Source organism: Enterovibrio norvegicus DSM 15893, assembly GCF_900115495.1.
Lineage (GTDB): Bacteria > Pseudomonadota > Gammaproteobacteria > Enterobacterales > Vibrionaceae > Enterovibrio > Enterovibrio norvegicus.
Genome location: NZ_FOWR01000050.1, coordinates 1 through 26,230 on the forward strand (window position 1 = coordinate 1; position 26,230 = coordinate 26,230).

The 26,230-nt window shown below is 47.2% G+C and carries 27 protein-coding genes and 1 other annotated feature; of the genes, 8 read left to right on the forward strand and 19 right to left on the reverse strand.

Annotation, left to right across the window (positions count from 1 at the left end; genetic code table 11):
• The 8 genes from BM082_RS21635 to cls form a co-directional block, all read right to left on the reverse strand.
• Window positions 1-2,318: immunoglobulin-like domain-containing protein (locus BM082_RS21635; protein ID WP_342028284.1), on the reverse strand; the 2,318-nt coding region annotated here is incomplete at its 3' end.
• A 634-nt stretch (window positions 2,319-2,952) separates the two neighbouring features.
• Complete coding sequence (locus BM082_RS21640; protein WP_017011401.1) at window positions 2,953-3,873, reverse strand: manganese-dependent inorganic pyrophosphatase; 921 nt, start codon at window positions 3,871-3,873, stop codon at window positions 2,953-2,955.
• 160 nt (window positions 3,874-4,033) lie between these two features.
• Window positions 4,034-4,525 (reverse strand): hypothetical protein, encoded by a 492-nt coding sequence (locus BM082_RS21645; RefSeq protein ID WP_017013932.1) that lies wholly within the window; start codon window positions 4,523-4,525, stop codon window positions 4,034-4,036.
• Window positions 4,526-4,549: 24 nt separating this feature from the next.
• Window positions 4,550-5,110: a porin family protein gene (locus BM082_RS21650; RefSeq protein ID WP_017013931.1), complete on the reverse strand. Its 561-nt coding sequence runs from the start codon at window positions 5,108-5,110 to the stop codon at window positions 4,550-4,552.
• A gap of 137 nt (window positions 5,111-5,247) precedes the next feature.
• Complete coding sequence (locus BM082_RS21655) at window positions 5,248-6,174, reverse strand: LysR family transcriptional regulator (protein WP_074928577.1); 927 nt, start codon at window positions 6,172-6,174, stop codon at window positions 5,248-5,250.
• 273 nt (window positions 6,175-6,447) lie between these two features.
• Window positions 6,448-6,750 (reverse strand): hypothetical protein, encoded by a 303-nt coding sequence (locus BM082_RS21660; RefSeq protein WP_017011397.1) that lies wholly within the window; start codon window positions 6,748-6,750, stop codon window positions 6,448-6,450.
• A gap of 283 nt (window positions 6,751-7,033) precedes the next feature.
• Window positions 7,034-7,465 (reverse strand): MarR family winged helix-turn-helix transcriptional regulator, encoded by a 432-nt coding sequence (locus BM082_RS21665; protein ID WP_017011396.1) that lies wholly within the window; start codon window positions 7,463-7,465, stop codon window positions 7,034-7,036.
• 341 nt (window positions 7,466-7,806) lie between these two features.
• On the reverse strand, window positions 7,807-9,267 hold the full coding sequence (gene cls / locus BM082_RS21670; protein WP_074928579.1) for a cardiolipin synthase: 1,461 nt from the start codon (window positions 9,265-9,267) through the stop codon (window positions 7,807-7,809).
• Window positions 9,268-9,711: 444 nt separating this feature from the next.
• Between cls and BM082_RS21675 the strand changes: the two genes are divergently transcribed.
• From BM082_RS21675 to BM082_RS21695, 5 genes are all read left to right on the forward strand, one after another.
• Window positions 9,712-11,058: a sodium-dependent transporter gene (locus BM082_RS21675; RefSeq protein WP_074928582.1), complete on the forward strand. Its 1,347-nt coding sequence runs from the start codon at window positions 9,712-9,714 to the stop codon at window positions 11,056-11,058.
• 198 nt (window positions 11,059-11,256) lie between these two features.
• Entirely contained in the window at window positions 11,257-11,937 is a 681-nt protein-coding gene (locus tag BM082_RS21680; protein ID WP_017011393.1) for a TIGR01621 family pseudouridine synthase, read from the forward strand.
• Window positions 11,938-12,000: 63 nt separating this feature from the next.
• A complete protein-coding gene (locus BM082_RS21685) occupies window positions 12,001-12,216 on the forward strand; it encodes a hypothetical protein (RefSeq protein WP_017011392.1) in 216 nt (71 codons plus the stop codon).
• Entirely contained in the window at window positions 12,213-13,163 is a 951-nt protein-coding gene (locus BM082_RS21690; protein ID WP_074928584.1) for a class I SAM-dependent methyltransferase, read from the forward strand. The genes BM082_RS21685 and BM082_RS21690 overlap by 4 nt, the downstream gene beginning before the upstream one ends.
• Window positions 13,164-13,203: 40 nt before the next feature.
• Window positions 13,204-13,452: a hypothetical protein gene (locus BM082_RS21695; protein WP_074928586.1), complete on the forward strand. Its 249-nt coding sequence runs from the start codon at window positions 13,204-13,206 to the stop codon at window positions 13,450-13,452.
• A gap of 79 nt (window positions 13,453-13,531) precedes the next feature.
• Here BM082_RS21695 and gspS2 read toward each other — a convergent pair whose 3' ends face one another.
• The 11 genes from gspS2 to aroF all read right to left on the reverse strand — a co-directional run bounded on the left by gspS2 (window position 13,532) and on the right by aroF (window position 23,209).
• Window positions 13,532-13,927 (reverse strand): type II secretion system pilot lipoprotein GspS-beta, encoded by a 396-nt coding sequence (gene gspS2, locus BM082_RS21700; protein WP_017011389.1) that lies wholly within the window; start codon window positions 13,925-13,927, stop codon window positions 13,532-13,534.
• A gap of 30 nt (window positions 13,928-13,957) precedes the next feature.
• The gene (locus BM082_RS21705; protein ID WP_017011388.1) at window positions 13,958-14,260 is read right to left on the reverse strand and encodes a YciI family protein; all 303 of its coding nucleotides are present in this window, start codon (window positions 14,258-14,260) and stop codon (window positions 13,958-13,960) included.
• A gap of 90 nt (window positions 14,261-14,350) precedes the next feature.
• Window positions 14,351-14,749 carry an acyl-CoA thioester hydrolase YciA gene (yciA, locus tag BM082_RS21710; RefSeq protein WP_017011387.1) on the reverse strand — a complete coding sequence of 133 codons (399 nt, stop codon included), beginning with the start codon at window positions 14,747-14,749 and terminating at the stop codon, window positions 14,351-14,353.
• A 63-nt stretch (window positions 14,750-14,812) separates the two neighbouring features.
• Window positions 14,813-15,379, reverse strand: a complete 567-nt coding sequence (locus BM082_RS21715; RefSeq protein ID WP_017013927.1) for a septation protein A — start codon at window positions 15,377-15,379, stop codon at window positions 14,813-14,815.
• Between the two features lie 224 nt (window positions 15,380-15,603).
• Window positions 15,604-16,425 carry a tryptophan synthase subunit alpha gene (gene trpA / locus BM082_RS21720; RefSeq protein WP_017013926.1) on the reverse strand — a complete coding sequence of 274 codons (822 nt, stop codon included), beginning with the start codon at window positions 16,423-16,425 and terminating at the stop codon, window positions 15,604-15,606.
• Window positions 16,425-17,615 carry a tryptophan synthase subunit beta gene (gene trpB / locus BM082_RS21725; protein ID WP_074928588.1) on the reverse strand — a complete coding sequence of 397 codons (1,191 nt, stop codon included), beginning with the start codon at window positions 17,613-17,615 and terminating at the stop codon, window positions 16,425-16,427. The genes trpA and trpB overlap by 1 nt, the downstream gene beginning before the upstream one ends.
• 9 nt (window positions 17,616-17,624) lie before the next feature.
• Entirely contained in the window at window positions 17,625-18,992 is a 1,368-nt protein-coding gene (gene trpCF / locus BM082_RS21730; RefSeq protein WP_017011383.1) for a bifunctional indole-3-glycerol-phosphate synthase TrpC/phosphoribosylanthranilate isomerase TrpF, read from the reverse strand.
• Window positions 18,992-19,993 (reverse strand): anthranilate phosphoribosyltransferase, encoded by a 1,002-nt coding sequence (gene trpD / locus BM082_RS21735; protein WP_017013925.1) that lies wholly within the window; start codon window positions 19,991-19,993, stop codon window positions 18,992-18,994. The genes trpCF and trpD overlap by 1 nt, the downstream gene beginning before the upstream one ends.
• A 26-nt stretch (window positions 19,994-20,019) precedes the next feature.
• Window positions 20,020-20,619, reverse strand: coding sequence for an aminodeoxychorismate/anthranilate synthase component II (locus BM082_RS21740; protein WP_017011381.1), 600 nt, complete (start codon window positions 20,617-20,619; stop codon window positions 20,020-20,022).
• Entirely contained in the window at window positions 20,616-22,199 is a 1,584-nt protein-coding gene (locus BM082_RS21745; RefSeq protein ID WP_017015882.1) for an anthranilate synthase component 1, read from the reverse strand. The genes BM082_RS21740 and BM082_RS21745 overlap by 4 nt, the downstream gene beginning before the upstream one ends.
• Window positions 22,196-23,209, reverse strand: a complete 1,014-nt coding sequence (gene aroF, locus BM082_RS21750; RefSeq protein WP_074928590.1) for a 3-deoxy-7-phosphoheptulonate synthase — start codon at window positions 23,207-23,209, stop codon at window positions 22,196-22,198. Before aroF ends, BM082_RS21745 begins: the two co-directional genes overlap by 4 nt.
• A 71-nt stretch (window positions 23,210-23,280) precedes the next feature.
• Window positions 23,281-23,375 (reverse strand) — a sequence feature (Trp leader region).
• A 122-nt stretch (window positions 23,376-23,497) separates the two neighbouring features.
• On the opposite strand from aroF, the gene rnm reads away from it, so the two are divergent.
• The 3 genes from rnm to rluB all read left to right on the forward strand — a co-directional run bounded on the left by rnm (window position 23,498) and on the right by rluB (window position 26,204).
• A complete protein-coding gene (gene rnm, locus BM082_RS21755) occupies window positions 23,498-24,373 on the forward strand; it encodes an RNase RNM (RefSeq protein ID WP_017011378.1) in 876 nt (291 codons plus the stop codon).
• Window positions 24,370-24,990: an L-threonylcarbamoyladenylate synthase gene (locus BM082_RS21760; RefSeq protein ID WP_017011377.1), complete on the forward strand. Its 621-nt coding sequence runs from the start codon at window positions 24,370-24,372 to the stop codon at window positions 24,988-24,990. Before rnm ends, BM082_RS21760 begins: the two co-directional genes overlap by 4 nt.
• Before the next feature lie 134 nt (window positions 24,991-25,124).
• Entirely contained in the window at window positions 25,125-26,204 is a 1,080-nt protein-coding gene (gene rluB, locus BM082_RS21765) for a 23S rRNA pseudouridine(2605) synthase RluB (protein ID WP_017011376.1), read from the forward strand.
• Window positions 26,205-26,230: the final 26 nt, after the last annotated feature.

The following is a 26,230-nucleotide window of genomic DNA, read 5'->3' on the forward strand; positions in this document are numbered from 1 at the left end:
GTAAGCGTATACGACGCTTCTGCACCTTCGGTAACTTCTGAGTCACCTGTTAATGACAGCGTCGGTTTGTCGGTCGACGTGGTGTCTTCGTTGATGGTGGTTTCAACTGCTGCGGGATTATCCGGCAAGACTTCAAAGCCGCCGCCAGCCGTGCCAGTGACGGACACTTCAAACACGTCATCGTCATTGGTTTCAAGGATGCTGTCATCCAAGGTCGCAACGGTGAAGTCGGTCGAGGTGGTACCTGCGGCAATCACCACATTGCGAGTAATAAGGGTGACATCGCCGTCTTCTGAGGTTTTGTGTCCAACCACGACAGTGACGGTTAAATCAGTGGTTGGTGCTTCTGAAATGGTCAGCGTGTAAGACGCTTCAGCGCCTTCAATGACTTCGGCATCACCCGTTAATGTAAGGGTTGGCTTATCCGAAGAACCTGTATCTTCGTCAATGGTTGTTGCGATGCTTGTTGGGGCGGTTGGTTGTTGTTCAAATCCTCCGCCGGACGTATTACCTACAGAGACATCAAAAACATCAACGTCGTTGGTTTCGTCAAAAACATCATCGGCAGTCGCAACGATAAAGGTTGTGGATGTGGCACCTGCGGCGATGATTACGTCGCGTGTTTCTGGTGTGATATCGCCGTTCTCAGACGTTTGGTGTCCAACAACGATTGTGACAGTGAAATCAGACGATGGTGCATGAGACAGGGTCAATGTGTAATTCGCATTGCCACCTTCCGTGACATTTGAATCCCCCATAAGGGTCAGTGTAGGTGCGTCGGCAGTGCCATCATTCAATGTGGTATCGAAAGAGGGGGGGAGTTCGGGCTTTTGTTCAAAGCCACCACCTGAGACGCCATTCACTGTTACTGAGAAGACATCACCGTCATTACTTTCGTCATAAACATCGTTGTCGGTGTCGACGTTGAACGTTGTCGATACTGAGCCTGCGGGGATAAGAATATTGCGCGTAACAGGGGTAACATCGCCGTTTTCTGATGTTCTATGCCCTACGGTGACAGTGATCGTCATATCCGTCGAAGGCGGTTCCGACAGTGTGATGGTATAGCTCGCAGACTCTCCCTCATTGACAGAGGAATCGCCTGTCAATGTTAAGGTCGGTGCATTCGCATCACCATCATTGATGATGGTATCGACAGAATTTGGCAGAGAGGGTAATTGTTCAAATCCACCGCCTTCAACATTTGATACCGTAACACTAAACACGTCATCGTCATTCGATTCATCAAACACATCATCAATGGTGTCGATGCTAAACGTCGTCGAATTGCCGCCTGCCGGTATGGTTATTTCGCGAGTGCTCTCTGAAATATCGTCGCCTTCTGCTGTTGAACGAGAAATAACGACGGTGATGATGACGTCGGATGTTGGCGCATGTGACAACGTAAGCGTATAGAACGCAGAATCGCCTTCGATGACTGTTTCACTGCCAGATAAGGTTAGGCTTGGAGCGTCACTGCTTTTTGAATGGTTGAGAGCGTCTTCATCCAAAATATTGGTTTCGATGGACGGAGGTATGGCAATGTTTTGCTCCGCATCTCCGGTATTAATGTCAGAAATCGACACGGTAAAGGTGTCACTATCTGCGGTTTCATCAAAAACATCATCAATCGTATCAATAGAAAAGGTCGCTGATGTTTGGCCTGCGGGAATAATGACTTCACGGGTTATCGGGGTGATATCGCCTGATTCGGATGTTTTATGGCTGATGACAACACTGACACGCGTATCAGTGTCGACAGCGTTTGAGATAGAGATGGTATAGGACGCAGACGTGCCTTCTTCGATGGTGCTATCACCGGTCAGTGAGGCGATTGGATCTTCCGTTTCTGCAATGAAAACTCGGTTAATGGACTCTAGTTGCTGAAGCGTCAGTCCAAAATCTGTTGGAGTTTGGGTGGTAAAGCCTGCGTAAGCATAAACATGGGAGGTGCTCCCAGATTCAATAATGGCTTGGGCCGCAATCGATGAGCTGTCGGCTGCATTGCCAGCAGCAGCCTCAACGCCGTCAAGTTGCGTTGGATCTTGACCTGCTTCCAGCGCTGTAAGAATATCCAACACATCAAGGTTATCGGGTATCATGAGCTCTGTGAGCAATCCCTGCTCCTGAAGAAGAGCACGGTCCTGATGGATGTCTATTACGACGGCTTTCTGGCTTTTGTCGCTATGTCCAAACAGCGCAGAGATGAGGATATCTCCATCGCGTAAAACTGAGTCTTCGGCTGCATTTATTATCGAGCCATCTGGCTCGATAATAAATGCCTTCCCTGCCAATTGTCCTATAACCGAATCTGGCATACCTGCTCCTATGGTTCGATCTTTTTATAATTTTATTTATTTAGTTTGTTAACAATACGAAATCTAATTGAAAGTAGTGCTAAAAATCTTTGCAGTCTTCGCACTAAGTGATATCAATTGTTTACATTGTGAGAATATCCGTTATTTAAATTTACATTAGTTGAAAAACTGGAAGCGTGGTTTTAAACAGACAAATTGCATGAAGAACTGCAGAAAGGTACAGGATTTATGCGGTTAGCCTATGGGTGTGGACATCCTAATGGATAAATCTGCCTAGCTAAATGGCTGGAATGGCTGATATTCTAGTTGTGTCATTTATGAGCAGAACGTCAATGATAATCCAGCATGATTCTTCTTAGATTTGTCTATTTATTCAGGCAATTTAGGCGTGGAGAGGCTCTGTTATAGAATTGACGGTGTGGTTTGGTGGCTACAGCGGCAAAATGAGAGATTAGAAGGTGTCACTATATGTGACATGTCTTATATGGTTATTGAGAAAGTGTGTTGGAGAAGCCAACGGGTGCTATTAGTTTTAGGCTGTTTAACGTGAGGTTCTTTTAGGCACTAAAATGCTGCAATAGGAAATAAAAAGGGGCGGATTGATCCGCCCCTTCGATGTGTTCGTTGCAATCAATTATGCAAATGCGTCTTGAAGCGGCGGAACAACCTGTTTCTTGCGGCTCAATACACCATCAAGCCATACGCGGCTGTTTTCTGTGCTTTGACCGTACGCGCGTTCAATAATAGCTACGTCATCAGAAACAACAAGCAGTTCTGAACCTTCTTTCATGATGTCGGTAAGAAGCAGCATCACAGAGTGACGTTTGCCTTCTTCTTTCAGCGCAGCGATGTCAGCTTCTAGTTCTTCTTTGATGTCATCAAAAACAGCCAGGTCAACAACTTCAAGTTGGCCGATACCAACCAAGTTGCCGTTCATGTTGAAATCTTTAAAGTCACGCATAACAAGATCACGTGCTGGTGTGCCAGCAACAGAAGATTTCACGTTGAACATGTCCATGCCCAATGCTTTGTAATCTTCGATGCCAGCGATTTCTGCCAGATCTTCAACACAGCGAATGTCAGCAGTGGTGCATGTTGGCGATTTGAAGATAACAGTGTCGCTAAGAATTGCACACAACATGATGCCCGCAATGTCCTTAGGAATAGCAACGCCATAGAAATCGTACATCATTTTGATTACTGTGTTTGAACAGCCGACAGGGCGGATCCAACACTCTAACGGTGTAGATGTGGTCAGATCACCCAATTTGTGGTGATCAACAATGCCCACGATCGTTGCTTGAGCAATATCATCAGGCGCTTGAGTAAGTTCAGAGTGGTCAACGATGTAAACTTCTTCACCGGCATAGCTAAGTTTTAGCTCAGGTGCATCGAATCCAAAGCGATCAAGGATGAACGCTGTCTCTGGAGATAGTTCACCCAAGCGAGCCGCGACTGCAGGCTCTTCGATTTGGTTTTTAAGGTATGCAAGTGCAATTGCACCGCAGATTGAATCTGAATCAGGGATCTTATGTCCCACTACATACATTGGCATAGTTGGCTCTCGTGATGCTCACATTTGAATTTTGGCGCATTTTACCAGAGTGACTTTAAATGTACATTGGTGCGTGGCCGCAGATACGGTAACAATTTTTGTAGCAACGACCTAAAGAGTACGGCCTAACTCTTCTATCCATTAACTATAACGCCTTTAACTATAACGGAATGATGATCCCCGCGTTAATTTGAGGAGAGAGGCCACTTGGCAAGTAGGTCTCTTGGTGTCTGAAGTAATTCAACTCAAGCCCATATCTGACCTTTATCGGTAAATTGTAGTCAAACACCAATGCTGCTGCGACGCTCGGCCCGTAAGCTTTGAGATCCTCTCTGTCTCTTCCGTAATAGTTACGGCTCCCTTTGTACTCAGCAACGCCAGCTTCCATTTGCACTGAATATGCTTGATACTTTTTCTCTTCGTATTGAACGCCAACTCGATAGTGCTTGATCGATTCTTTGTCGGAAAACCAGTGAGAGTCGGAAAGTCCAAAGCTGCCGTAGACCGCTTCAAAGCCCATTACATCTTGCAGTCCTAGCTGCGCACCTATGCCCCATTGCATACCTAATTTTATGTCAGGAGAAAAATGAATATTTGCTGTTGCAGAAAAGCTTGCCAACAGAGCCATTGCGCAAAGTGATTTTTTTATCATGAGATCTTTCCCTAAAAAATAGGATTAGAATTTGTAGCCGACGGAGAGCGAAAACTGGTCGGTATATACATCGTCGAGTAAGTAATCGAGTCGTAAATCGGCATAGATTCCATGATTTAACGATCCTCTCACACCAATACCGAAGTAAGGCGCAGAATCGCTATAAGAAAGGGAGGTGCTATTGGCATCGCCGAGGTGGATATCTAATTTGTCTTTGTAGCTAGCAACGCCCAGCGCGCCATAAGGTTTTATCGCAAAATTATCATGCTGGAAGGTGTAGCCGATGTCAGTGTCAAATTTGAACGTACTCGTGCTGAGATCTGAACCATACCGTTGTGAATTGTAATAGTACTGAACACTATCGCTGGTATTGCTGTAAGACAGGTTGACGCCAAAAATTCTGTTAATGTCGTAGCCATACTCGATCTTGACGCCAGAACCCCAATCAACGCGCTCCCCTTGTGAGTTCTCAATGTCTGTGGAGATAAAGCCAATGCCAACGCGATGACCACTAAAGTCATCAGCGATAGAAACGGCAGAAAAGGAAAGAATAAATGCGGTGCCTACTGCGAGTGTTTTTTTCATTATTTTGCTCTCAATATTAAAGGAGAGCGTCCATGCTATGAAACGTCATAAGTGCCTTCTCCAAACGGCAAGGGAAAGATACGACGTATAGCAGGCAGAGGCTAAGTGCGTGTACTAATGACGCTGATAAGCAGCGCTTATTGCAATGATGAGGAGGTCAATGACGTTAACAATTCATTGAGCCAAGCGACGAGTGCATCGTTTTTATTGCGTTGGTGTGTGTAGCTTAAAATCGGGTAGTTAAATTCTATACTGTCTGATCGAACATCGACACGGCGAATATTTGAATAGGTATCGAAGGGGAATAAATCCGTGGTTGGGTAGTACATGTCGGTCCGCTGAATGACATCGATAATTGCCATAGGAAAGGCAGAACGAAACCCGACGGGACTTGGAAGCCCCAACTCTTTCAATTCTTTGGCGGCGATAGGTAAGTCCTCACTCCAACCTGGGATCAGTAGCGATGCGATCTCGTATTTAGAGAATGTCTCTGGTGTGACTGCGTCATCACTGATTGGATGGTCATTTCTCACAGCACAGCAACCAGTAACGACGGTTAACTGTTCTTGCTTTATGTGTTTTGCTACATACGGATATTGATAGTTAATGCCAAGTAAAACATCACCGTTACTGATGTCTTCAAGCGTGGACGCTGTCCACTGAACGAGGTCTAGTTCAATGTAAGGCGCACGCTTTTTGAGTTCAATAACCAAAGCCCCAGAAATGCATGTTAATACCTGAGGCCCAAGCGCTAAGCGAATTTTTCTTCTTATGGTTTTAGGGTCAAATTCTTCCAAACTTCCAAGTGCAGCATAGAGAGCATCAATATGAGGGAGGATGGCAGAAGCAATACGTTCTGCTTCTGGTGTTGTCTCTAAGCCCGTTTGCACTTTAATGAAGAGTTCATCGTTAAAATGGTGGCGAAGCTTTTTCAAGTTTTGGCTAACGGCAGGTTGTGTAACAAACAAACGCTCAGCGGCTTTACGCGTGTTCTTTTCTTGAAAGAGAACAAGGAAGGTTCGCAGCAAGTTAAGATCGAGAGTATTAAACAGATCCTTAGCCATTTTGGTTACATTCCATTAAAAAAATATTTTCATATTATGCAGAAGGCCGGAAAGATAAGCCAGATACTAAGAAGGGGATTATGTGATTTTTAATGTTTTCTTGCGTTGAGGATTGCGAAAAAGTGTATTGGAATACTGTTTTTTTAAAATTCAGGAATAATGACTTATATAAAATATTAGGCAAAAAGAAAAGCGCTGAATCGACAGCGCTGAAAGGCATAATGGATAACAGTGGATTCCTATTTATGCGTTAGGCTCATTAAAATTTTTTTGTTATAGGTCCCTCATGAGTATTTCTAGCTCTTCGGCTGCTTCTTCTATGAGGTTCTCGAGTTCTCTGGCATCGTCGTTAGCAAGAGGGAGCTGCCAGTGAACAGGCTTGCCATTTGACGTGTGCTTGCCGACCAACTTCGTCACCCTTCCGCTACGTTCAAACTTCAATTGATCAAACTCAGCAGAATGACATTGGTGCTTTTCAAGTATCTCCACTTCGAGCAAACCGACTGGATTTACCTCGATGTGAGCGTGGAGTTGTTTGGTATCTTTCAATAGGTAATTTCGATGTCTCGCCAGCATGTACTTTCCCCCTGAATTCGCCGCTCTTGATTGCGAAATTGAAGTGTAGTCAACCGAGCGCATAATGGTGGTGGAAATGATCGACTTTTATTGGCAAATGATGACAAGGTTATGATGCATAAATAAAAGTTTTTTTAAGCACAAGATACGGTTTATAAACGACTTTTTAAGCGGGGGAAGGTGAGCGTTTATGGCTGTAAGCTAAGAAGAACGGGACTTTGAACTGCATTAGAATAGATATAGATATAACAAAGCCCAGTGCGAACTAGGCTTTTTTGAAGACTCAAAGAGCGCTAACCATTTTCTTCAATGTCGATTGCAGAAGGGTGCTTTCTTGCTGAGAAAGGAGTGACGAAATGAGGTCGCCATTAAACTGTTCAGCTTGAAGCAATTTATCTGCTAACGCTTGTCCTTTTTCGGTCAAGGTTAGAATTTTAGAGCGTCGATCATGTGCATCGTCACGTCGATCAATAAGACCATCAACAACCAACCCTTGTACGACACGACTGACTTTAGATTTTTCGCTCGCTAAATAGCTTAAGCTCATTAGCTCGCCTTGACGTAACTCACCTGCACTAGCCACTGCATTGATGGTAATCGCCTGCTCTGGACTAACGTTGATGCCTTGCTCTTCTAGTTTGTCATGAAAACGTTTAGACGCTTTCAGTGAAACCAAACGACACAGTGCGCCAAACTCCGATTGAATATCCACCATTATATTTATTTTAATTTTGTTGTACTGAGTGAGTGAGATCTTACATCCAGATTGTAAAGAAAGTCTAATGAACTATACATTTACAGCATGAAAGATTTTAGGTCTATTGATAATAAATTTTGTTCTACTACATTGAGGTATATTTAATTTGATGTTTATTTGTTCAATACGGTGTGCTTTGACATAAATACAAAAAATACAGAAAAATCATTTAATAAAACATGGATGTTTCTTATTCAGATGTAAACGTATAAAAATATAATTACTCACATCGAAAAATGTAAGTAATTATTAATGTGGTTACATTGATTGCAAAGTAGTTAATATGTTTGACTGCTAATTTATAAAAGTGGGCTAAACATGTAGAAAAATTGTTCTACAGGTCGGTTGAATATGGAACGGTTACGCCATTCTTGAAGAGACACTGTCGTTGAGTGCGCCATATAAGTCTGTTGAAGTGTCATGAGATCTCGACAGAAATCAGGGTCATCCACGCACAGTGTAAGTTCGAAATTGAGCCATAGGCTTCGCATATCGAGGTTAACGGTTCCGATCAAGCAGAAAGCTTCATCAATCATGACGGACTTGGTGTGTAATAGACCGCCATTGAATCGATAAATATTTACACCCGCTTGCAACAAATCGTTAAAAAAGGAACGACTCGCCCAATCCACCATCAAACTGTCGTTTTTCGCAGGAATGATGATATTCACCGTTACGCCACGTTGTGCTGTTGTTTGAAGTGCGCCCAACAAGGATTCACTGGGAACAAGGTAGGGTGTCGTTATCGTTACGCTCTTTTTTGCTTGGTGAATTGATATCATCAGTATCTGCTGAATAATACCGTCAGGCATACCTGGGCCGGATGGCGCAATTTGAACCGTGTGGTTGGCGTGAACATGTTGCTCAATCAAACTGCACTCGGGCAAGTTAGGTAAATAGCGTAGACCTGTTTCAACTTCCCAATCCCAAGCGAAGATACTGTTTAGGATCGGTACAGAAGGCCCTTCTGCTTGCACCATGATGTCAATCCACTGACCTATCCCGGAATCCTGTTTAAAGAATCGTGGGTCGACCATGTTCATTGAGCCGGTATAACCCACCTTATTGTCTACCACCACAATTTTGCGGTGTTGTCGAATGTCCAGCCTGCGAAGGAACATACGCATTGGGCTTACCGCGAGCGCTTCGACGAGTTCTACACCGGCTTTTCGCATTGCATCAGGCCAGTGGCTTTTAAAGAAGGCTTTGCTGCCTGCTGAGTCCAACATGATTCGCACAGTAATGCCGCGTTCTGCTGCTTCGCAGACCGCTTTAGCCACGTCATCAGCGTGTCCGCCGGGCTGCCAAATATAAAAAACCATATTGACTGAGTGCTCGGCTTTTTGAACATCTGCGGCAATGGATCGCAAGATATCTGCGGTTTCGCTTTGCAGAGAAAGGAGGTTCCCAGCCAACGCAGGGATGCCAGCGCGTTTTAGGCATAAGTCATGAACGGGTCGAGACAGAAAGCTCTGGTGTTGGGGTCTGTGTGCATCGCATCCACCGAGAGATTCCATCCAATCGCGATAGGGCTGGTACATCGCACGGGAGCGTTCAGCCCGTTTCTTGCCGAGGTTTAGTTCACCCACCAACAAGTACAAGATCACCCCCACAATCGGAACAATGTAGATGATCATAAGCCAAGCAATGGATACGCCAAGGGCACGTCGTTTTAAGACAACACGAATGGTGACAGAGGCAATCAGAAGCCAATAAAAGAAAACACTTGCCCAGACGAGGATTTGATAAATCTTTTCCATATCAAACGATTCAGCCCAATGGGATAACGAGAGTTAAGGACATTATGCACTGAATAGACCGATTAGTGTTCTCGATCTTGAGGTTGATTGACTAGCTATCTTTGCAGATTGTGATGAGTTGTTAAAAATGCGTGTGAATTTGATTGCGGAAACGTAATGAGATTAAGGTTGGATATGGTTAAATATGCTGCTTGATCGAAAAATATAGCGCATTCGCTTCAAATTTTATTCTCAAACTGGTTTACTTGCCATGCCTGTTAAGAAAACAGGCGCAATCGCTCCTGTAAGAAAATATTTACACCTCCGGCGGAGGAGTACCAAGGATTGGTAGTAGAAGCTGGATATACCTCAAGAGTGTGAGGCACCCAATGTTGGGGGTCACGTCCGGTTGCTTGGGTATAACGATAATAACAATCACAATTACATTTGTAGTAGAGAGTACTTATGGCAAGTGGTCATCGAGCCCAGTTTTCTTCGCGTTTAGGTTTCATTCTTGCCGCAGCAGGTTCTGCGGTTGGTTTGGGTAATATTTGGGGGTTTCCAACACAAGCAGCAAGCAATGGCGGTGCTGTCTTTCTTATCACTTATCTCATTATGGTGTTTGTTCTTGCTTACCCATTGCTGGTTGCAGAACTGACTATTGGCCGTTTTGGTGCATCAAACCCTATTCGTTCTCTTATGTCGATTGCACCGAAGCAAAAGTTACTCGCCTCTTCTGTCGGTATCGCGGGCATGTTGGGTGTTAGCGGTATTCTGAGCTTCTATGCCATCGTGGCGGGTTGGTTCTTTGGCTTTTTGATTGGCCCTGTGCTCAGTGTCTTGGGCTTCGAAAGTGCGGCAGCGTGGTTGGAAGGCTTTGGTACCGCCCGCAATATCGTGCTGATGCTGGTCTTCATGTTACTGACCATCTTCGTTGTGCGAAGCGGTGTGACCGATGGTATCGAGAAATGGTCTAGCCGTTTGATGCCTGTACTGTTCATTCTGTTCATCTCAATGGTGGCCTACACTTTGCTCCAAGACGGCGCAATGGAAGGGTTGAAGATGTACCTTGTTCCAGATATGTCGCACTTCTCTCCGGATCTAATGGTTAGCGCAATGGGTCAAGCCTTCTTCTCACTCTCTATTGGCGTGTGCACCATGATGGTTTACGGCTCTTACTTACGTAAAGATGCTGATATTCCAAAAACGGCAGCGCAAGTTGCACTTCTTGATACGGGGGTTGCGTTTGTCGCGGGTCTGTTGATTTTGCCTGCTATGTTTGTCGCGCAAAACAATGGCGTAGAGATTTACAGTGACGCGGGTGCGTTACTTGATGGTGATACGCTGGTGTTTAGCGTGCTGCCGGCCATGTTCGATACCATGGGTGGTGCAGGTTTAATCATTGGCATTGCGTTCTTTGCTCTTATGGTTATTGCTGCACTGACATCGTCTATTTCAATGCTTGAAGTGCCTGTCTCTTGCGCGTCAGAAGAGCTGAATAAAGATCGTAAAACCGTTGTATGGTGGATTGGCGGTGCGATTGCGCTGTTCTCAACCCTAATTATCCTTAACTTCGGTTCTATGTTTGGTTTGGTGATTAGTGTCACCACCGAGTATATGCAGCCAATCTTAGGTCTTATCATGGCATTGATTGCAGGGTGGATCTGGAAGCGTAACCAAGTGTTGGAAGAGTTGAGCCAAGGTAACCCTGAGTTAAAAGACAGCCTGTTCTGGAAAATCTGGCCAACGTACGTGCGCGTTGTATGTCCTATTCTGATGGCGCTCGTGTTTTTATGGCCGGTGCTGAAATAAACACTCGCTACTTATGATGCGATAACGCTTGTTTCGAAAGCTCTGAATTTGAAACCATAGCATTCGAGATAGGCGAGAAAAAATCCTCAGCCAGTGAGCTGGGGATTTTCGTTTTTAGCGTTTAACCTTCTTCCGTGCTTTATTCGCACCAGTTCTGCCATTACACTCTCCGCAGTTTCGATTATTCAAGGTTCAGCTATGTTCGATCTGGTCTTTCAAAACGAAGACTTCCTGGTGATTGATAAACACCCTGGTATCAGCGTACATAAAGATGATAACGCTCAACCATTGCTTGCCTGCGTTGCGCAGCTAACGGGTGATAAACAGCTGTATTTGATCCACCGCTTAGACAAGATGACCTCGGGTCTTTTATTGCTCGGTCGTCATCAGACTGCAGCGTCGGCGCTTTCATCGCTTTTTGCTAAACGAGAAGTGGGTAAGTTTTATCTGGCGATTGCCGCGAAAAAACCGACGAAAAAGCAGGGCACAATCATTGGTGATATGGCGAAAAGTCGTCGATCAATGTGGAAGCTCCTACCAAGTCGAGAAAACCCAGCGGTAACACAGTTTTTTTCTACTTCTGTGGGTGAAGGGCGCCGTGCTTTTCTTTGTAAGCCATTCACGGGCAAAACCCACCAAATTCGCGTTGCTTTAAAGAGCGTTGGTTCGGCAATTTTAGGTGATAACACTTATGGTGGCTTAGAGGCCGACCGTGGCTATCTTCACGCATATGCCTTGTCATTTTCACATGCGGGTGAGCAATACCAATTTATTCAGCCTCCTCGCATTGGTGAGCAGTGGGCAGAGATTCCAGAAGAATGGCAATCTCCCTCTTCGTTGGCTTGGCCGACATTGCCTCATAAAAAAACCAAAGCGTAGTGACGCATATTTCAAATTACTCTTTCGTACCCCATGGATGGAACGAGACTGTTGGAGCATTCCATGCCGCTAGTTCGTAAAAAGACACAAACCAATGCACATCGTTTCTGGAGCCTTGCCAATCTTCGTCGCCAACGTTTAAAGAAATCGGCGAGAGGGCGCATTAAAAGAAACAGTGATTTCACCAACCTTCAGCTGGGCGGTGCACCCGTTGAAGGGGTCGCAATCGCAAACCCTGACAATGTCATCGTTGAAAACAATGAAGGATTTGAAAAATGATGAATCCAGACGCTTTGTCGACGTTTTTTACCGTTATTTCTGAGCGCTTACCTGCGTGCGGTAATGAAGTGCGCCGTGTTTTTCATGGCCGTGGTCGTTGTTATGAAGGGCTTGAACAAATCACAGCTGACTGGCTCGGTAGCGGTGTGCTTCAGATTGCGATCTTTAAGGAAGATGAAGCCGCATTCTATGAGGCGCTAAAACAAGGTATCACCGAGTTTCAGCACGGTGATGTTTGGAAAGAGGTTGGCGGTAATACCATCGTTGTTCAACATCGTGACCGCGAAGGTGCAGAAACAGAGACCTTTGTGGGCGAGCAGCCCCAACAAATCAATGTGATTGAGAACGGGCTGACTTACAAATTGGATCTGGGTAAGCGCCAGAACAATGGCTTGTTCCTCGACATGCGTTTAGGTCGAGAGTGGGTGCAGAACAATGCCAAACACAAGCGCGTATTGAACCTGTTTGCCTACACGTGCGGCTTTTCTGTGGCAGCCATTGAAGGTAAGGCTGACCAAGTGGTTAACTTGGACATGGCGAGATCGTCGCTTTCTCGCGGTCGTGAAAATCATCAGTTGAATCAGCATAACCTCAACCAAGTGGCATTTTTGGGGCACGAGCTATTCAAGTCATGGGGCAAGGTGAAAAAGTATGGCCCTTATGATTTAGTGATTATCGATCCACCGTCATTCCAGAAAGGCAGTTTCGTTCTGACGAAAGACTACGCGAAGATCTTGCGCCGCTTGCCTGAGCTGGTGGTGGAAGGTGGCGATGTATTGGCATGTGTTAACTCACCAGATATCCAGCCGAGTTTCCTGACTGAACAAATGGCAGAATGCGCGCCAGCATTCGAATTTGTCTCTCGCTTAGATAATCCGCCAGAGTTTGAAGACATTGATGCAGACAGCGCGTTGAAAGTGATGCATTTTCGTCACCGCGTAAGTTAAGTAAACCGTATATTTTCCTGAATCTACTTGGAGGTAAGTCATGGATGCCTTTCTCCGCATCAGCCAATTCGACGCGGGCCATTACGACGTTTTGTATCAAGGTAAACGTTGGGGAATGTCGATAAGGCGTTATAGCTCAGGGAAGTCCGTCAAGGTGTATGCCGAATCACTGTCTAGCACTGACTTCATCAGTGCCAATATGTATGAGTTCGATGGAAGGTGGGTGCTCAAACCCTGTGAAATGCCGGACGAGAAAGTCTTGGCGTTTATTCAAGGGTTTACTGTGTAGATAGTGATGGATTGTCGCTGCTTGTATGACATGATCAAAAAAGGCCCAGAAGGGCCTTTTTGCGTTCGACGTTGACATGTTATTTCACGCAGTCTTCGTAGGTGACGAAGCGTTCTAAAATCTCACGGCCACGGCTGTCGCGGAAAAGAAGCTTATAGCTAACGCCTTTCTCCATCAGCGAAGCGATTTCATTGTCTGAACAGTAAGTGTTCTTCAAGTTATCCGCCAGCACAGTCGGTGCAACATCGCCGCTTCCAGAGTAAAGCAATGTCAGTTCAATATTACTGCCGTCTGCTTTCGCTCGAACGATGTTATAGCCAGGACCCTCGACGGGCATTATCTTGCCAAGCATGTCTGCGCGTTGCGCAGCGAAGGTTTCAGCAATTTCTTGATCAGACGTACTGGAACATGCCGAAATAAGCATTGCTAGGAGGCCAGCAAGTGCAATTCGTCCAGTGGATGATACTAGTCGCATTAAAAAATCCTTTGCATATCCGTTGCCAAATTAGGCGGGCAACACTTTCTTAAACGGTTTGATGATGACATCTTTATAAACACCCGCTTCGATGTACGGGTCGGCATCGGCCCAAGCCTTTGCATCAGCGAGACTGTCAAATTTCGCAATAACCGTGGAGCCAGTAAATCCTGCTTCACCAGGATCTTCAGAATCAATCGCCGGATTGGGGCCTGCTACCAGCAGACGGCCTTCGGCGTCAAGTTCGCGAAGTCTAGCTAAGTGTTGCTCACGTACCTGCATACGCAAAGGCAAACTATTCTCTACATCTTGTGAAAAAATGACGTACCACATCCGTGTTTTCTCTCTCGGTTATCTTTTGGTTCACAGTATCTCGCCAAGTGTATGCGAGCGTAACCAAAATCGCTTATTGAAATGTATGATTTATGACTTATTTATCGGTCTTGGTCGACCGTTGGCATCAATCGCCACATAGTTAAACGTTGCTTCGCAAACTTTGTGGCGTTGGCCGACGCCATCTGCGGCGACAGGTTTCACCCAAACTTCCAGTGCAACGCTCATTGAAGTGCGTCCAATACGAATGCATTCGCCATAGCAACACACAACATCACCGACTTTTACCGGTGTTTTAAAGACAATTTCTTCAACGGAGACAGTCACAACACGTCCGTGAGAAATCTCTTTTGCCAAAATGGCACCCGCTAAGTCAAGTTGAGACATGATCCAGCCGCCGAAAATATCACCGTTTGCATTTGTGTCTGCAGGCATGGCGAGGGTGCGCAATAAAAGTTGGCCGCGAGGGCAATTGTTCGTTTCCGACATGGTACTACTTCCGGGAAATGAAAAACCAATGTGAGATAAAATTTCTCCCATTGGGCTAAGTAATTATTCTGAATCGGTTTCTTTCTTTGATTCTTCTGGCGCGTCTTCTTTCGGCATGTGTTTATAGATATAAACACCGGTGGCCAAGGTGTAAGCCAGCGTTAGACCGAGTAAGCCGAACACTTTGAAGTTCACCCATACATCAAGGGGTAGCTGATACGCCACATAGATATTGACGACCGCGAGCACAGCAAAGAACAAAACCCATGCATTGTTGACGTTTCGCCACACTGCATCGGGCAAGACGATTTCTTTACCGAGCATACCTTTAATGAGTGGCTTGCCCATGATTTGCGAAACAATGAGGCCACCCGCGAAAAGCGCATAAACAATGGTCACTTTCCATTTGATGAAATTGTCATCTTGGAAAAAAAGCGTCATCCCACCAAACACTGTAACCAGTGCGGCTGTGACTATCTGCATTTTTTCGATTTTCTTGTATAACACCCACGTCACGATCACTTGGATGATGGTGGCAACGATAAGTGCTCCGGTGGCGACGTAAATGTCCTGCATTTTGTAGAGAGCAAAGAAAATGACCAATGGAATAAAGTCGAGGAGCTGTTTCATTCAGGTACTTATCCTTGTTTACCCATCAGGGTAGGTGCGATTCAGCGTTCGAGTTTACCGAATAATGATCAGAGTTAAAACGTGATTAACCGGATGAATTGCCGTGAGATATGTTGGGTTAACCTTGTTGGGTATTCTTTGTACGGTCGCAAGGGCCAATGGAAAGAGAGCAAATACAAAAAAGGCCGGCAATTGCCGACCTGTCTTTGTTTCATAAACCTCGATTATTTCTTGGTGGCAGCCTTTAGGTTGACCACGAACTCACCGAGTTCTTTGAGCATGGTTGGCTCATCATCGACATTGCGTTCAATGATTTTGACAACGGCAGAGCCTGAAATGGCACCCGCTGCACCTGCCGTGATAGCTTCTTTTACTTGTGACGGCTCGGAAATACCGAAACCGAGAAGTGGACGAGGCGCACCGTAATCGCTGAGTTTCTTCAACAAATGATCAATCGGCTGACCCGCTTTGGTTTCTGCGCCTGTTACGCCTGCACGTGATAGCAAGTACGTGTAACCGCCGCCAAGCTCTGAAATGGTTTTCAATGTGTCTTCATTGGCATTAGGTGGTGCAATGAAGATGGCATGAACCCCATGCTTTGCTGCTGAATCACGGAACTCTTTGGATTCACCCGCTGGAACATCGGCAATCAACACCGAATCCACACCGGCATCTGCGCATTTCGCGTAGAAGTTATCGATACCATTGGCGAACACTAAGTTGGCGTACATCAACAGACCCATAGGGATCTCAGGGTGGTTTTCACGCACTTGGCGAAGTATGTCGAAGCAGTTGTCAGGCGTGGTGCCAGAATCCAATGCGCGGATTGCCGCACCTTGGATCGTCGGGCCATCAGCCAATGGGTCAGAAAAAGGAATACCCAGTTCCAAAGCGTCAGCACCGTTAGCCACTAAGGTTTCAATGATCTTTAGTGATTGCTCTGGGTTTGGATCGCCAATGGTCACGAAAGGAACGAAGGCACCTTCACCTTTGGCATCGAGGTTTTCAAACATCGCTTCATAGCGGTGAGACAAGGTCGCAGCCATTACATCACTCCTTTTTCTTTCAAAATGTCGTGCACAGTGAAGATGTCTTTGTCTCCACGACCTGACAAATTAACCACTAACAATTGTTCTTTCTCTGGGTTCTCACGCGCCATTTTTAGGGCGTATGCCAAGGCATGAGCAGATTCTAGTGCCGGGATGATACCTTCGTGGCTCGCGAGCTCTTGGAAGGCATCGAGCGCTTCGTCATCAGTAATGGCAACGTACTCGGCGCGGCCAATGGAATTTAAGTGTGCGTGCTGAGGGCCAACAGATGGGAAGTCGAGACCTGCAGAGACTGAATAGGATTCTTCAACCTGACCATTCGGGTCTTGCATCAATGGTGATTTCATCCCGAAGAAAATACCCAGCTTGCCGTGTTTTAGTGGCGCGCCGTGTTGGTCTGTGTCCAAGCCTAAGCCCGCTGGCTCAACACCAATAAGACCCACGTCAGTTTCTTCGATGAAATCAGCAAACATACCAATCGCATTTGAACCACCGCCTACGCAGGCAATGATGCTATCAGGCAGGCGACCTTCGCGTTCCAAAATTTGTTGTTTGGTTTCTTCACCAATCATTTTTTGGAATTCACGAACGATGGTCGGGAAAGGGTGAGGACCCGCAGCCGTGCCGAGCAGGTAATGTGCTTCGTCATAGCTTGCAGACCAGTCGCGTAGCGCTTCGTTACAGGCATCTTTCAGGGTTGAAGAGCCTGAATGAACAGGAATCACTTCTGCGCCCATTAGCTTCATGCGGAATACATTCGGGCTTTGACGTTCTACGTCTTTTGCGCCCATGTAAACGCGGCATTTCAAATCAAGCAGTGCACAAGCCAGTGCTGTTGCCACACCGTGTTGACCCGCACCCGTTTCAGCGATGATCTCTTTCTTGCCCATGCGTTTCGCGAGCAGTGCCTGACCCAACACCTGATTGGTTTTATGCGCACCACCGTGAAGTAAGTCTTCACGCTTTAGGTACAGCTTGGTTTTGGTGCCTTTGGTAAGGTTGCGCGTTAGCGTCAATGCGGTTGGGCGACCTGCATATTCTTCCAGAAGGCCAATAAATTCCTTCTGAAATTCGGGGTCACTTTGCGCATCAGTAAACGCTTGTTCTAGCTGGTCCAGTGCTGGAACCAAGATTTGTGGTACGTACTGACCACCAAATTCGCCGAAGTAGGCATTCAACTTAGTCATAACTGTCCTTTAGTAATCTCTAAGCGCTGAGAATGCAGCGTCCAATTTTTGTTTATCTTTGATACCCGGCGCGCTTTCGACGCCAGAGTTAAAATCAAGTCCTGCGCAGCCCAGTTGTGCTGCGTCTTTTGCGTTTTCTTGCGAAAGGCCACCTGCGATCATCACGGTGTCTTTGCGATCCTCTGGAATGAGAGACCAATCAAACGCTTGGCCTGTTCCGCCGCTTTGAGTGCCCACACGGCTGTCGAACAGATTTCTGTCGGCATTAGCCTCAAGCGCAGGTGCGGTATCGCTCACGCCGTGGGCTTTCCAAATCTGCGTATTACTTGGCAAGGCGTCACGCAACGCTTTCACGTAGTCACCGTCTTCATTGCCATGAAGCTGAACTGCTGACAGTGACAATGCGTTTGCTGTCTCAGCAACGTCTGATAATTCATGATTTTGGAACACACCCACGTAAGCGAGAGGTGCGCCTTCCATGACTTTTCGTGCCGCATCCACATCCACAAAGCGCGGTGATTTTTCAACGAAAATGAGTCCACCGTAGTTGGCATAGGCGTCGTAAGCGGCTTTTGCATCTTCTGCACGTGTCAAACCGCAGACCTTGTTGTCACCGTAAAGTACACGACGTACAGCACGTTCAACATCGTCTTCAGACATTAACGAGCTACCAATCAAGAAGCCGTTGGCGAAAGGTGCAAGCCCACGTACTTGTTGATGGGTATAGATACCTGATTCTGAAATCACGATGGTGTCTTCAGACAAACGCGGCGCGAGCTCTTTCGTACGGTTTAGGTCGATGCTTAGATCGCGCAAGTTGCGGTTATTAATACCAACAACCTTGGCTTTTAGCGCAATGGCACGTTCCAGTTCTTCTTCGTTGCTGACTTCTGTCAGCACACCGAGGTTAAGTTCATGCGCGAGTGCAGACAGTTCACGGTATTCATCGTCGTTCAGAACAGACAGCATCAATAAAATGGCATCGGCTTGATGAAAACGCGCGAGGTAGACTTGATAAGTGTCCACCATGAAATCTTTACACAGCACTGGACAAGGCACTTGACCGCGGACTTGCGGCAGAAAGTCAAAGTTACCTTGGAAGTACTTTTCATCTGTTAGGACAGAAATCGCTGCGGCATGGTTGCCGTATACGCTGGCGATGTAATCCAAGTCGAAGTCATCGCGGATCAGACCTTTTGATGGTGAGGCCTTTTTGCACTCCAAGATAAACTTGGCGGGCTTGCCTGAAAGCGCATCATAAAAGCTGCGATCACTTGGGACGACTTCATTGATGAAGCTCGCTAGCGGCTGTGCCGCCTTGCGCGCTTCAATCCAAATGCGTTTATCCGCAACAATTTTTGCTAATACCGTTTCCATTAGTTGCTCCGTGACGCAAGTTGCTGAACGAGTTCGAAGGGCTTTCCGCTGCTCATCACATCCAACGCTCTTTGTGTGTTGGCTTTTAGATCTTCATGACCGAACAGGCGAAGCAGAAGTGCAACGTTAACGGCAACCGCGCTTTGCTGTGCTTCTGTCCCTTTGCCTTGTAAGATCTGTGTGATGATTTCCCGGTTCTCTTCTGGCGTGCCCCCTTCGATGGATTTGAGAGGGTGGGTATTAACGCCAAAATCTTCTGGTGTCAGAGTGTATTCGGTGATCACGCCATCTTTAATTTCAGCCACGGTGGTTTCACCGTGAATTGCGACTTCATCTAGCCCGCTACCGTGGACAACCGCAGCGCGTTTTAGGCCAAGGGTTTTGATGGTTTCTGCAATCGGCCTTACTAAGGCTTTGTCATAGACACCCATCAATTCCAGCGTTGGTTTTGCAGGGTTAATTAATGGGCCTAACAAATTAAAGATGGTGCGCGTTTTCATGGTTTGACGAACAGGCATCGCGTGGCGAACACCGCTGTGGTATTGCGGGGCGAACAAGAAGCATACGCCCAAATCATCCAATGCGCCGCGTGCCGTTTCTGGGCTCATAGCCAAATCAATACCAAACGCAGCCAGCAAGTCGGAAGAACCAGATTTGCTCGATACGCCACGGTTACCGTGCTTGGCAACTTTTACACCACAGGCTGCGGCAACAAAGGCGGCGGTGGTAGAAATGTTGATGGAGTTAGAGCCGTCACCGCCAGTGCCAACAATGTCAGCGAAATCATAATCTGGTGAAGGGAACGGGTTTGCATTTTCCGTTAATGCAGATGCCGCGCCCGCGATTTCTTCTGGTGTTTCGCCTTTAATTTTTAGCGACGTTAATGTCGCGGCCAACAGGATAGGGTCCATTTCACCTTTGATAATGGTGTCGAACAGCTGATGGCTTTCTTCACGAGACAGAGATGCTTGTTCGTAAAGCTTATTAATAATTGCGTCCATGTTTACTCTCCTTGTCTTGTCGTCCATCAGCGCGGTTGTGTCGCCCAGTTGATTGTATTTGTCAGAAGGTCTGCGCCTTTCGTTGTTAAAATTGACTCTGGATGGAATTGGAAACCGACCACGCGATCTGCGTCGTTCACGACTGCCATGACTAAGCCTTCCACATCCGCAATCACATCCAGTGAATCCGGCACCTTGGTGGCAACCAACGAGTGGTAGCGTGCAATGGTGAGCGGGCTTTCAATGTCGCCAAATACGGCATGGGCGTTATGTGTCATCTGGGATGCTTTTCCGTGAACGATTTCACCTGCGCCAGCAACCACACCGCCATAAGCTTCTGTGATGGCTTGTTGGCCAAGACAAATACCAATCATTGGCACTTTGCCTTTCAGTTTTTGGATCAGTGCAGGCATACAGCCTGCTTCTGATGGCGCACCCGGGCCAGGGGACAGCACCACAACAGGGTTAGTGAGATCACTAACGGCTTGCTCAATTTGCTCTGCGGACAAACTGTTGCGGTATATCTTCACGGGATAACCCAATGAACGAAACTGATCGACCAAGTTATATGTGAAAGAGTCGAAGTTATCGATCAGCACGATGTGTGCATTCATGGCTTGGCTCATTGTGCACCTCCTGAGTGTGCTGCTCGAATTGCTGTCAATACAGCTTGCGCTTTTCCGCGTGTTTCATCGGCTTCGGCTTGAGGCACAGAGTCGAACACCACACCGGCACCAGCTTGCACCTGTGCAATACCATCTTCAACATACGCAGAGCGGATCACGATACAAGTATCCATATCGCCATGGCCTGTGAGGTAGCCAACAGCACCGCCATAACTACCACGACGACGTTTTTCGAATTGACGAATGAGCTGCATGGCACGGATTTTTGGTGCGCCCGTTAAGGTGCCCATGTTCATGCATGCTTGATACGCGTGCAGCGCATCGAGATCGTTACGCAGTTGGCCAACAACACGAGACACCAGGTGCATGACGTGGCTGTAACGGTCAACTTGAAGAAGGTCTGACACATAACGCGTGCCTGGTTCGCTGATACGAGCCACGTCATTACGCGCCAAATCTACAAGCATCATGTGCTCGGCTTTTTCTTTGGTGTCGTTTCGCAGCTCGAGTTCGATACGGCCGTCTAGGTCCAAGTTAATTGAACCGTTTGGATTCTTACCGCGAGGGCGTGTGCCTGCAATCGGGTAAATTTCCACTTGGTTGGTGTCTTTGCTGTATTTCAGTGCACTTTCTGGTGATGCGCCAAACAGGGTGAATTCGCTGTCATGCATGTAGAACATGTACGGGCTAGGGTTGCCTTGTTTGAGTTTCAAATACGCATTCAGTGGGGAAGGGCAAGGCAGTGTGAATCGGCGGCTAGGCACGACCTGAAACACGTCACCTCTAACGACATATTCTTTGAGCGTGTCGACGGCCTGACAGAAATCCTCGTCACTGATAGAGACATCGATACCATTATCTTCGACCTGCTGCGCGACCGGCATTGCTGTTGGGTTCAAACAGCTCTCTTTGATGGCTTGAAGTCGACGACTCAAATCAAAGTAGGTTTGTGTGGTGTCGTCACCTCCAAAGAGGGTGCCTTGCAATTTTGCTTGGCGACGTTGGTGGTCAATGACCAATAGCGTTTCAGCAACATAGAAAAGGAAGTCAGGGCAGCGATTGCTTTCTTCTGCTTCTGGAAGGGGCTCAAACTGCGCCACCAGATCATAGGCAAAAAGGCCACCGATCATGAGCGCTTCATCGGGTTGCCCTTCAAGCTTGAAAGCATGTTGAATAAGGCGAAGTGCATCAAACGGCGAAGGCTGGCGCAAGCGCGCATCTTCATCCAGTGTTCGATCTTCTTCCGAAAAATGAAGTGTCAGCATGTTGCCATCGCGCTCACGACAAATCGCGATACCTTGATGATCAATCTGGGCTTCAACGGCATTCAATACATTGTTGCCGTTTTCCGATTTTGCTTCGAGTTCGACAATGCGGCCGCGGCAAACAATGCGGACTGCAGCATCCACCAGCATCAGACTTTTTAGATCCTGCTTTGAATCAATCTCGGCAGATTCTAGAAGTAGACTGTGTGGGCGGTCCTGACAGACTGCGGCATATAATTCAGTCGGAGCGGCGACGTACGGCACATCCAAGCTCAGTACGTCTAATTCGCCTTGTTTTAAAGCGTGGTTTTTCACAGCGTTCTCCCTGCTGCTTCAACAAATGGTTTTAGTTCCTGCATTAATTGCGCGAACATGTCTCCAGTGAGCGCTTGATGACCATCGGACAGTGCTTCCGCAGGGTTTAGGTGGCTTTCGACGATAATACCGTCGGCCCCCACTGCGGCGGCGGCACGTGAAAGAGGAATAACCAATTCACGCACACCCGTTCCATGGCTTGGATCCACGACAACTGGCAGGTGGCTGCGTTGCTTTATGTAGGCGACTGCATTTAAGTCCAGCGTATTGCGCGTTGCAGTCTCGTAAGTGCGGATACCACGTTCACAAAGGATAATGTTCGGGTTGCCAGCATCATAGATATATTCAGCCGCTAGCAACAGTTCCTCGATAGTGGCGGAAAGTCCGCGTTTTAACAAGACTGGTTTGCCTGTTTCGCCAACTGCTTTTAACAATCCGTAGTTTTGCATATTACGCGCGCCAATTTGAAGGCAATCAATGTATTCACAAAGTGAATCTACCTGACTGACTTCCATCACCTCTGAGACGGTCGGCATGCCTGTTGCGTCACTGGCTTGTTTAAGCAGTTTCAGTCCTTCAACGCCCATGCCTTGGAAATCATAGGGACTGGTTCGAGGTTTATATGCACCGCCTCGAAGCGCAGCGGCGCCATGGCTTTTTACAACCTCGGCGACAGACAGCAATTGCTGTTCTGATTCAACAGAGCAAGGGCCGGCAATAACTGCAAATTTGCCCCCGCCGATCGACATATTACCAATACGTACAACCGTGTTGTGAGCTTGTACTTCGCGGGAGACCATTTTGTATTTGGATAAGATGGGTTTAACTTCTTCTACTAATGGGTCGCTCTCTATATGGAGTTTCTGCAATACCCGCTCATCACCCAACGCACCCAAAACGATGCGTTCAACACCAGGCATAAACAAAGGTTTCAGACCCGCTTGTTCTATTTTGCCCAGAATCACTTTTGCTTGCCGCTCGGTAGCGTGGGGTTTTAATACGATGATCATGTTAAAAATCCTTTTTGGTGCCGCCACCTTCGATAAGGTGCTCAATACGTTCTGGGCGGTAAAATGTAGATATAAAAAAACCCGCTATCTGCGGGCTTGGTGACGTCTTTCCGTTAGGTACAACTCATCACACTGCCCGCTATAGGGAGTGCCACCACCAGTTAATCATTACTGTTTGTCGAGTGAGGTTATGCTGTACCATGATGACGTTATCCATTTGTGTTCGTAATCGTGTACTAGTTAACTAGTGTATGGTGATAATGTCAAGCAACGAATTGAAGAAAATTAATGCTATTTGATCTCCACAGCCACACCACGGCGTCTGACGGACGCTTCAGCCCTGCAGAACTGGTAAAGCGCGCGGTCGATTTTCGCGTCCAAGTGCTTGCGATCACAGATCACGATACTGTCGCAGGCATTGAACCTGCTAAGCAGGCGGTGCTTGAAGCTGATCTTCCTTTGCATATTGTCAATGGCATTGAAATTTCTACCGTTTGGCAAAACAAAGACATCCACATTGTTGGATTGAACATTGATCTTGATTCTCCAGAGCTGAATGCGCTGATTGCGCAACAAGCTGAACGGCGAGATGTCCGTGCAGAACAAATCGCCGAGCGTTTGGAAAAGCACCGCATGCCAGGCGCATTGGAAGGTGCAAAAGCCTTAGCGGGTGATGTGCCACTGACTCGCGCGCATTTTGCGCGCTGGATGGTCGAACAAGGTCATGTGAAGAACATGCAAGCCGTGTTTAAGAAATACCTGACGCGCGGCAACCCAGGTTATGTGCCGCCAAATTGGTGCACGATCGCAGAAGCTGTTGATGTTATTCACAAAGCGGGAGGGCAGGCAGTGATTGCACACCCAGGTCGCTATAAACTGACAGCGAAATGGTTAAAACGCTTGTTAGAAGCATTTAAAGAAGCAGGTGGAGACGGGATGGAAATTGTCCAGCCTCAACAATCTCCAGTCGAACGTCGACAACTTGCTGACTATGCTATTCATTATGGATTGCTGGTATCCCAAGGTTCTGACTTCCACTACCCGTCGCCATGGCTTGAGCTTGGGCGCAATTTGTACCTGCCAAAGGGGTGCGAAGGGGTGTGGGAAAGTTGGACACTACCAGTCATTGAAAGGGCAGAGGTAAGCCCAGAGGAGGAAAAGTGAGCCAATTTTTTTACGTTCACCCAGAAAATCCACAAACACGTTTGATCACGCAAGCGGTTGCCATTATTCGCAACGGCGGCGTTATCATTTATCCAACGGATTCAGGCTATGCACTGGGTTGTCAGCTTGAAAACAAATCTGCGCTAGAAAAAATCTGTCGTATTCGCCGTTTAGACGATAAGCACAATTTTACGTTGTTGTGCAGAGATTTATCTGAAATCTCCGTGTATGCGCGTGTTGATAACACGGCTTACCGTTTGATCAAAAACAACACGCCAGGGCCGTACACCTTTATCTTGAAAGCGACGAAGGAAGTGCCGCGTCGTTTGATGAACCCTAAGCGTAAAACCATTGGTATTCGCGTACCTGATAACCGCATTGCGCTCGATCTGTTGGAAGCACTTGGCGAACCGATGATGTCGACGTCGCTGATTCTTCCGGGTAACGACTTTACCGAGTCAGATCCTGAAGCGATTCGTGACCAGTTAGAGCACACCGTGGATGTGATTCTAAATGGTGGCTACCTCGGTGAGCAACCGACCACAGTCGTTGATTTCAGTGATGGAGAAGCCGAAATTCTCCGTCATGGTACAGGCGATCCTACCCCATTTCAGTAAGCTTATAGGCATACAAAACTCATGGCGTCATTGTGCTTTTTTAGGCATAATACGCCGTTGCCTCAGATTTACGTCTGACGGCCTTTTCTTTCCGACATCGACGCCTGTGAAGGCGACAGTAAGGTAAAACGTAAATGAGCGAAAAATTACAGAAGGTGCTAGCCCGCGCAGGTCTTGGTTCTCGTCGTGAGATCGAAAGCATGATTCAGGCTGGCCGTGTCAGTGTTAATGGTATTGTTGCGAAGCTGGGTGACCGCCTAGATGACGCGTCAACTAACATTCGTGTTGATGGCCATAGCGTGCAAGTAGCCGCACCTTCTGACGTTGTGTGCCGTGTATTGGCGTACAACAAACCTGAAGGCGAACTGTGTACACGTAGCGATCCTGAAGGTCGTCGTACCGTTTTTGATCGTCTTCCTCGTATGAACGGTGCCCGTTGGGTTGCTGTTGGTCGTTTGGATGCGAACACATCGGGTCTTATGTTGTTCACCACTGACGGTGAGCTAGCAAACCGCCTGATGCACCCAAGCCGCCAAGTACAACGCGAATACATGGTGCGTGTGTTTGGTGAAGTGAACGAGCAGATGATTAAAAATCTTGTTCGTGGTGTAACGCTAGAAGACGGCGATGCCCGTTTCGAAGATATCGTTTACGCCGGCGGTGAAGGTATGAACCATACTTTCTATGTTGTGATCACCGAAGGACGTAACCGCGAAGTGCGCCGTCTTTGGGAATCACAAGGTGTTACCGTTAGCCGTCTGAAACGTGTGCGTTACGGCAACCTCTATCTGAATAAAGAACTGCCGCGTGGCGGTTGGATGGAGCTTGAGCTGGATGACGTAAACTACCTTCGCGAGATGGTTGAACTTCGTCCTGAGCGTGAAACTATGATCACGCCAGAAATGAAGAAGCGTAAAGCACGTAGCCAGAAAATCCGTCGCGCGGTTCGTCGTCACGAAGATCGCGTTGAAAGCACCGACACTCGCAAGCCACGTCCACAACGTCGTGGTGGTGAGCAATCTGTGGTATCTGACAAGCCTGCACCACGTCGTGGTCAAGGTAAAGCAGGTCAAGGCCGCACTGACGCGGGCAAACCAGCGCAACGTGCTGGTGGACGTCCAGGCAAGCCAGGACAGAATCGTCCAGGTCAGTCTTCTTCACGTCAGAAGGTTCAAGGCGGTAAGCCTCAAAGCAGTAAACGCCAAGGCCGTTAATTGCCAACAGGTTTAAAAAAAGCCAG